The sequence below is a fragment of the Gracilibacillus alcaliphilus genome (genome assembly GCF_016909015.1).
In the GTDB taxonomy this organism is placed as follows: domain Bacteria; phylum Bacillota; class Bacilli; order Bacillales; family Amphibacillaceae; genus Gracilibacillus; species Gracilibacillus alcaliphilus.
This window is the reverse complement of sequence record NZ_JAFBFA010000009.1, coordinates 130,802-138,167: the sequence shown is the minus strand read 5'-3', so window position 1 is coordinate 138,167 and position 7,366 is coordinate 130,802. Positions and strand designations below refer to the sequence as shown.

Sequence of the window (7,366 nt, the reverse complement as noted above, 5' to 3'; positions counted from 1 at the left end):
CACTAATCGTTTCGATAAATCACGACCTCGGTCGTCAATGGCACGAGCAACATGCTTGTGCTTTGCGATATCTATACCGATGATGATTGTTTCTTCTGTTATTTGCGCTAATCGTTCATTTTGTGTAAAATCCATAGTAGGAATCCTCCTTTGGTATTCAATTCGAGGTCACCGCGATGACACTCTCTATACTACCAAGGGGGATTCTTTTCTGTAAAATTGATTCTACGCTCATTTCCCCTCATATTTCTTCATTACAGGAATGCTTTCTACATGTCCTTTTTCATTTCCTTTTCTTATTTCACATAGTCGGATACGAAATTGATAATAGTCCGCTAGTTGTTTCATTGGTTCGGTGATGGTCTTTTCATTACCTACAAATGATTTGACGACTGTTCGCATATTATCATATGTAAAAACCTCTGGAATAAAGCCCAAGTGGTCTACTAATTTGGTATGAACATCCAAAACACATATTTGTGTTTCCGACTCATATAACCTGGCGAACCGATAATTACTATAAGGCAAGGTGAAAACAGCTAAGGAAAAACTTTTTATTTTCCCTTGTATTTCTAATTTCACTTCCCCCCAATCAAATTCAATCTCTGCACCTGGTTCACAATACTTACGAATAAACACTTCCTTCTTCTTCATTATTTCTTTATTCACATAGTTCCTTACTGTGGTATAGCTAATGTTGTACCCTTTATCTAATAAAGCTTCATGCATATCAATGATTTTCATTTGTTGCTTTGCCATGTAATGTTGTTGTTTCCATTGATTCTCCGCAATATATTGTTGTAATAATTTCTGGATTTCTTTAGTTAATACTCGCTTTGGACTAATCCTTGGTTTATAGCTAGGTGCACTTATAATATTTTCAGGTATGGGCAATTTCCGTAGGTCTTGTTGCTTACTCTCCTCAAATGCTTTGATATATTTTCTCACCGTATTTCTAGAAGCCTTTAATTCTTTCGCAATACTTCGTTGGCTCTCGCCACCTAAATATCTTTTTAATATTTCTTGTTTCTTGTTCAAGGTGATCACTCCTAAAATTCCCCCTAATATTTTCATAGAATATTAGGATTATTTTCTATTAGAGTGGCTCTATTTTCAATTAATAATGTGGATCACTTTTAAGTTACCATATACACCTGCTAGACTGTCAGATGAAGAAATAGCTATCGCTAACTGTCTCCAGAAAATGCAGGAGTATGTAAATCATGGTTCATCCTTACAGTTTAACCGAAGCTTCACAGGATCAGTATTTAGCGCTTATGATGCAGAAATCAATAAATACTGGAAGGCCAGTGAATGCGGTTCAGCAAAATAGGGTTAAGGAAAAATAGAGGATAATAGCCAATTTTTGCCACTCTAGCAATAAAAATTACCCTCAAATATTTACGTTTTAATAAAAGAAGACAGCTATCAGTAAGGGATGAAACCCCAGGCTGGTGGCTGTTTCTCTTTAATAGAGTCTGTATTGCGACATCATTTGGATTGGCTGTGGCAGCAGATGGACCATTCAAATATAGAATCTCGACAGAAGGTAAGAAATAATATTTTTGTTGACTATCTAAAATAAGTGTAGTAATATTTGTCATGACAACACGACATCATGATATCGTGATAACAAATACTTAGTAGATTGAGGGATTTATATGATGATTAATCGAAATAACCCACTTCCTCTGTATGTTCAGTTAAAGCATATTATCAATGAAAAAATAGAAACAGGGGAATGGAAGCGTGGAGAAGCAACACCAACAGAGTTGGAATTGCAAAAATCTTTTGATTTAAGCCGAACGACAGTTAGACAAGCATTAACAGAGTTGGTTTTTGAAGGAGTATTGGAAAGGGTGCAAGGAAAGGGTACCTTTGTAGCTGATAAAAAATTGGAACCAATCAGGCCTGGTTTGACAGGGTTTACACAAGATATGGAGGCCCAAGGGCATGAGGTTAGCTCCATCATAGTCGATAAAAAAATGATACAGCCAGAAATGGATATACAGCGAAGTTTAGGTCTGAAGGATGGCGAACAAGTATGGAAATTAGAACGAATTCGTTTAGTCAATGATGTTCCCATTGGTTATCATGAGACCTATTTAAATACCATGGCAACACCAAATGTTAATTTAGATAAATATGATTTTGTATCTGACTCGTTATATGTATCCTTGGAGCGTGAAGGTCTTATTTTAGGAGATTCAGATGAGACGGTAGAAGCAATGCTTCCAAATAAAAGTTATGCGGAGATATTTGAAATTGATCCCAATGTTCCTGTTTTGAATCTTAAACGAATTGTCAGATTAAGTGATGGTACGCCATATGAGTTTTCCAATATGCATTATCGAGCAGATAAATATAAATACACCATTAAATTAAGAAGTGGCGGGCAATCGTCCAATATTCATTGATAAAATTTTCAGTATAAAAAAATAATATATCTATATTATTTTTTTAACATATTAAGAAAACGCTTTAAATTAATAAAATTATATTATTTTCAAGGAGTGACAAACATGTCTAATAATTCAACTGTACAAGGAAACATGTCTAATTATTCAACTGTACAAGATATTAATTCTACTGCATTTGCACCATTCGGAAAGGTGATTGAGATTCCGAATACACCACCGCCAAAAGTTGGTGACGGCTGGGATTGTTGGAATTACATTGCGATGCTCGATGTTTCTGAACCAATAGGTATGGGATTAGTAAATACAAAAAAACGAGAGTTGGTAGTAGATTCAATGGAACGTCATGTCAGCAGAGAAGAGTTGTTAATTGCTCTAGATAAGGAAATTATTCAGCCTGTGGCCATTTGCCGTGATATAGAGGATCCAGATGAAGAACCGGATGTTTTGACTGTTCAGTGTTTTCGGATTAAACCGGGTCAGGGGATAGTGATTAATAAAGGGGTTTGGCATAGTCCGGCATATCCAGCCAATGAAGATTGTACGTATCTTTTTGCGATTGAAAAGAAAGCGGATAAATTTGGCGATGAAATGATCAATCCTTGGGTGCCTTTTATTGATGGAAAAAAGGTAGAAATGAGATTTTAACACTTGCATATAGAAAGGCTGTCTCGCTGCCGAATTCTGTTACATCATAATAACTTTTAAGGGAGGAATACATGTTATGAAAAATCGAAATACGGGTTTGCTTATATTTTTAATACCTATCGGCGTTGCAGTAAACTTTGTCGGTGGTCAAATTGCCGTGTTGCTTAAATTACCTTTATTTTTAGATACAATCGGAACCTTTACGATTGGCGCTATTGCTGGACCTTTTGCCGGTGTTATTGTTGGTTTGCTTACATGTTTAAGTATTTCTATTACAAACCCGCAATCTTTATTTTATGTCATTAATTTTATGCTGATGGGGTTTTTAGCGGGGTACTTGGGCAAAAAAGGATTTTTTACTTCCATTAAGAAAACGCTAGGAGCCGGAGCAATCATGGGAATGATTGTTGGGATATCGGGCAGTCTGATTTCATATTTCTTATTTAATGGATTTGGTGTCAGCGGAACTGGTGTCTTAGGCGGAATATTGATGGGAGCTGGGGTACCTGTATGGGCTAGTGCCTTTATATCCAATATGTCAGTGGATATTATTGATAAGGTGCCGACCGCTATGGTGGCTTACTTAATTATTAGAAATATACCGCAGAAAACACTCGTTAAGCTTCCAAACGGTAATGTGTTTTTAAACGCATATAAAAAATAAACTGACTGTTTAGGAGGAATGTACGATGGATGAGACATTCATCAATTCTTATCGGAGTCCGCAATTAAGTGATAATTGGCTGTTAAATGTCAATCCTTTGAACAAAATTAATATATATGTCGCCTTAGGCTTAATCACGATATTCTTTCAGCATTGGCAAGTAAATGTGGCTATCACTTTCCTATTTGTTTTGTTAGCGATTGCAGCAGGTCGCTTTAAAAATTTTATTGGTCCATTTTTGAAACTGGGTTTGGTTATCGGTCCATTTTTCTTCATCGTCCGTGCTATCTTTTGGCCAGGAGAGAATCTAATATTTAATTATGGCATTATTAATATTACACAAGAAGGCATTGACCTGGGTATTCAATATGCAACCATTATGCTAGTTGTTTGTGGGATACTTGTTCTTTGTACGGTGACGATAAAAGCCGAGGACTTGACTTACTCATTAGAACAAATTGGTGTGCCGCATAATGTCAGCTTTATGATCTTGTCTTCTTTACAGCTGATTATTGATTTAAAGGATAAAACGAAAGTGATTATGGATTCACAAAGATCAAGAGGCATAGAGACAGAAGGGAATGTATTTGTCCGCATCAAAGCCTTTGTTCCTGTCTTAAGCCCGCTATTCTTGGGAGCAATTTCTGGGGCGGAAGAAAAGACAATAGCCATGGATGCCAGAGCCTTTTCATCTGCTAATCCTAATACCCATTTGCGATTTCTTCGTCCGGCCCCAGGAATGGAAAAAATATTGGTGCTAGCAGTGGACCTACTTATTCTCGGTCTCATTATTATGGGGGTTGTATTATGAGTTATATGGAATTAAAAAATGTAACATATAGATATCCGCTCGCTGAACAAGATGCGTTAAAAAATATAAATTATCATTTTGAGCAAGGTAAACTTTATGGCATTATCGGTGAAAATGGCGGCGGAAAAACAACATTTTGTGATTTGATGAAAGGTCTGATTCCTAGTTTTTATGGAGGGGATTTGACTGGAGAAGTTTTTATTAAAGGAAAAGAGATTCGAGACTGGGAAAGCAGTGAATTAGCATCATCGATTGGCTATATATTTCAAAATCCATTCACCCAAATCAGCGGTATAAAAGAGACCGTTTTTGAAGAAATAGCCTTAGGACTAGAAAATTTAGGGGTGGAAAGAGAAGAAATTATTGAAAGGGTCACCAATGTTGTTAAGCAATTAAAAATCGAGCATTTAATTAAAAATAATCCAAATAAACTTTCTGGCGGCCAGCGCCAAAGAGTGGCCTTTGCTTCCATTATTGCAATGGAAACAGATATTCTTGTGATCGACGAACCAACTTCACAGTTAGATCCTAAAGGTACCTCCGATATATTTGAGATTATTCATTTGTTAAAAGAACAGGGGAAAACGATTCTTCTTGTTGAACATAAAATTGATTTAATCGCTGAATATGCAGATGAGGTGCTGGTAATTAAACAAGGTGAGTTAATTACCAGCGGCAAAACAAGTGAAGTATTTTCCAATGTGGAGTTATTAAATGAAGGTGTCAATATTCCGCAAATTGCCTTGTTAAGCAATGATATGAAGGAGCATGGCAAACCTTTTGAGACCTTTGCCATCACCAAATCACAAGCAAGGGAGCAAATTTTGAAAAAAGGTAGTGAAAAGATATGTCAATAGAAGTACAAAATGTTTCATTTGCTTACCCAAATGGTTATGTTGCAAATGAAAACCTTAATTTCACTATTGAAAAAGGGGAACGTGTAGCAATTGTCGGGCAAAATGGAGCCGGAAAAACAACAGCGGTAAAGCTATTGAATGGGTTGCATAAGCCTACTCAGGGAGAGGTATTAGTAGATGGTACGAATACGAAAGAAAGAACGGTGGCTCAGATTTCTAAATATGTAGGCTATGTTTTCCAAAACCCTGATGATCAAATTTTTAATAATACAGTTAGAGCTGAACTGGAATATTCCTTTAAACACTCCAAACTAACGGCTGAAGAAATAAATACCCGTGTAGAACGTGCAGCTGAACTAACAGGTATTCAAGCCTATTTGAATATGAAGCCGTTTGATATTCCTTACTCGATTAGGAAATTTGTTACTATCGCTGTTTTTGTGGCGTTGGACACGCCTTACTTGATTTTGGACGAGCCCACTGCCGGACAGGATATTAATGGCATTAATCGGCTAGCTAAATTGATGGACATATTACAGGATGAAGGCAGGAGTGTAATTACGATTACTCATGATATGGAATTTGTTGCAGATAACTTTTCCAGAGTGATAGCGATGGCCAACAAGCGTATTATTGCGGACGATTCCGCTAGAAATATCTTTTGGAATAATGAGATTGTAGCAGAATCAAATATTAGCAAGCCTCAAATTGGAGAATTAGCAGAAGAGATAGGCAGCAAGAACAAAATTTTATTTAGAAGTGAGTTACTGGAATATCTGACTCAATAATAGAGCGTTTTCCAAGCAGATAGGTAACATTCTGCATAGATTCGATAATTTACAGGCAAAAGGAATGAAAAAATTGGAAAATAAATATGACTTGATTGTGTACGGAAGTTTGAACATGGATTATGTCGGTTATGTTGATCACTTACCGGAACCTGGTGAAACGGTTGCCTCCAATACCTTTAATATAGGCCCGGGCGGGAAAGCTGCAAATCAGGCGGTGACAGCATCCAAATTAACAGCAAAAACAGCAATGGTTGGCCGAGTAGGTGATGATCATATTGGTCAAGTGATGAAAAGTGAACTTGCCCAGGCTGGTGTCGATGATGATCATGTATTAATTTCCCCGGGCATTCAAACTGGTATTGCTATGGTAAGTGTGGACCAAGCTGGTAATAATTCGATTGTTACCTACAAAGGAGCAAATGCCGTTCTAAAGGAAGAGGATGTGGCTCATTCATTAGAAAAACTAAAGCAAGCCGAAGGAGCAGTGCTTCAGCTGGAGATGGATAAACAAGTGGGAGAATACACGATTCAAATGGCTTCTCGTTTTAGAAAAAAAATAATCTTAAATTTAGCTCCCATTGTAGATCTTGATTCAGAGACTTTAAAACTGGTGGATTTACTGATTGTAAACGAACCTGAGTCTTCCTTTTTATCAGGTATTCATGTGAACTCGATTGATTCAGCTAAGGAAGCTGCAGAAATCATTTCCAAAATTGGGATCGATCATATTGTGATAACGTTGGGCGGTGCAGGGGCTGTTTTTAAGACAGGGGATGTAGTCAAACACTATCCTGCCCCTAAAGTAGAGGTGGTTGATACAACGGGCGCCGGTGATTGTTTTGTAGGAGCTGTCTCTTTTTTCTGGATAAGAAGCGGCGATTTAGATGCAGCTGTAAAACATGCCGTTAATGTAGCTGCTCTATCTGTTACGAAACAAGGTGCGATCACGTCTTTGCCTTCTTTAGAAGAATACAAGCAATTTATCAAGGAAGAGGAACTTGATTTTTCTAAACTAAATATTTCTGAGAATGCTAGTCAATAGTCAAATGAAGGTTTTTTAAAGGAATGGACAGGCTAGCAGAAACGAAGTAATAAACAGGCGGTCATCCAGATTTGGAATGACCTGCTTATCTCCCGTTCTGTCATCTCAGAATAAATAGAAAACGTTGGGCGCAACT

Annotated in this window: 8 protein-coding genes and 2 pseudogenes; 7 read left to right on the top strand and 3 right to left on the bottom strand. The window is 37.1% G+C overall.

The window, feature by feature from the left end:
• The 3 genes and pseudogenes from JOD18_RS24245 to JOD18_RS09295 form a co-directional block, all read right to left on the bottom strand.
• Positions 1-135 (bottom strand): annotated as a pseudogene (locus JOD18_RS24245) (IS110 family transposase); the annotation flags it as partial.
• A 111-nt stretch (positions 136-246) separates the two neighbouring features.
• Positions 247-1,038: pseudogene (gene istA, locus JOD18_RS09300) on the bottom strand (IS21 family transposase); the annotation flags it as partial.
• A gap of 251 nt (positions 1,039-1,289) precedes the next feature.
• Positions 1,290-1,604 carry a hypothetical protein gene (locus JOD18_RS09295; RefSeq protein WP_204668671.1) on the bottom strand — a complete coding sequence of 105 codons (315 nt, stop codon included), beginning with the start codon at positions 1,602-1,604 and terminating at the stop codon, positions 1,290-1,292.
• 57 nt (positions 1,605-1,661) lie between these two features.
• On the opposite strand from JOD18_RS09295, the gene JOD18_RS09290 reads away from it, so the two are divergent.
• From JOD18_RS09290 to JOD18_RS09260, 7 genes are all read left to right on the top strand, one after another.
• Positions 1,662-2,417, top strand: a complete 756-nt coding sequence (locus JOD18_RS09290; RefSeq protein ID WP_204668670.1) for a GntR family transcriptional regulator — start codon at positions 1,662-1,664, stop codon at positions 2,415-2,417.
• Positions 2,418-2,522: 105 nt separating this feature from the next.
• Positions 2,523-3,065 carry an ureidoglycolate lyase gene (locus tag JOD18_RS09285; RefSeq protein ID WP_239588022.1) on the top strand — a complete coding sequence of 181 codons (543 nt, stop codon included), beginning with the start codon at positions 2,523-2,525 and terminating at the stop codon, positions 3,063-3,065.
• A 76-nt stretch (positions 3,066-3,141) separates the two neighbouring features.
• Positions 3,142-3,729, top strand: coding sequence for a hypothetical protein (locus JOD18_RS09280; RefSeq protein ID WP_204668669.1), 588 nt, complete (start codon positions 3,142-3,144; stop codon positions 3,727-3,729).
• 25 nt (positions 3,730-3,754) lie between these two features.
• Positions 3,755-4,540: an energy-coupling factor transporter transmembrane component T gene (locus tag JOD18_RS09275; RefSeq protein ID WP_204668668.1), complete on the top strand. Its 786-nt coding sequence runs from the start codon at positions 3,755-3,757 to the stop codon at positions 4,538-4,540.
• The gene (locus tag JOD18_RS09270) at positions 4,537-5,397 is read left to right on the top strand and encodes an energy-coupling factor ABC transporter ATP-binding protein (protein WP_204668667.1); all 861 of its coding nucleotides are present in this window, start codon (positions 4,537-4,539) and stop codon (positions 5,395-5,397) included. The genes JOD18_RS09275 and JOD18_RS09270 overlap by 4 nt, the downstream gene beginning before the upstream one ends.
• Positions 5,388-6,185: an energy-coupling factor ABC transporter ATP-binding protein gene (locus tag JOD18_RS09265; RefSeq protein WP_204668666.1), complete on the top strand. Its 798-nt coding sequence runs from the start codon at positions 5,388-5,390 to the stop codon at positions 6,183-6,185. The genes JOD18_RS09270 and JOD18_RS09265 overlap by 10 nt, the downstream gene beginning before the upstream one ends.
• Positions 6,186-6,249: 64 nt before the next feature.
• The gene (locus tag JOD18_RS09260; protein WP_204668665.1) at positions 6,250-7,230 is read left to right on the top strand and encodes a ribokinase; all 981 of its coding nucleotides are present in this window, start codon (positions 6,250-6,252) and stop codon (positions 7,228-7,230) included.
• Positions 7,231-7,366 lie beyond the last annotated feature (136 nt).

Excerpts from the sequence above, each read along its gene's own strand:
- JOD18_RS09295 (WP_204668671.1), bottom strand. The coding sequence starts at position 1,604 with ATGACAAATATTACTACACTTATTTTAGATAGTCAACAAAAATATTAT.
- JOD18_RS09290 (WP_204668670.1), top strand. The coding sequence starts at position 1,662 with ATGATGATTAATCGAAATAACCCACTTCCTCTGTATGTTCAGTTAAAG.
- JOD18_RS09285 (WP_239588022.1), top strand. The coding sequence starts at position 2,523 with ATGTCTAATAATTCAACTGTACAAGGAAACATGTCTAATTATTCAACT.
- JOD18_RS09280 (WP_204668669.1), top strand. The coding sequence starts at position 3,142 with ATGAAAAATCGAAATACGGGTTTGCTTATATTTTTAATACCTATCGGC.
- JOD18_RS09275 (WP_204668668.1), top strand. The coding sequence starts at position 3,755 with ATGGATGAGACATTCATCAATTCTTATCGGAGTCCGCAATTAAGTGAT.
- JOD18_RS09270 (WP_204668667.1), top strand. The coding sequence starts at position 4,537 with ATGAGTTATATGGAATTAAAAAATGTAACATATAGATATCCGCTCGCT.
- JOD18_RS09265 (WP_204668666.1), top strand. The coding sequence starts at position 5,388 with ATGTCAATAGAAGTACAAAATGTTTCATTTGCTTACCCAAATGGTTAT.
- JOD18_RS09260 (WP_204668665.1), top strand. The coding sequence starts at position 6,250 with ATGAAAAAATTGGAAAATAAATATGACTTGATTGTGTACGGAAGTTTG.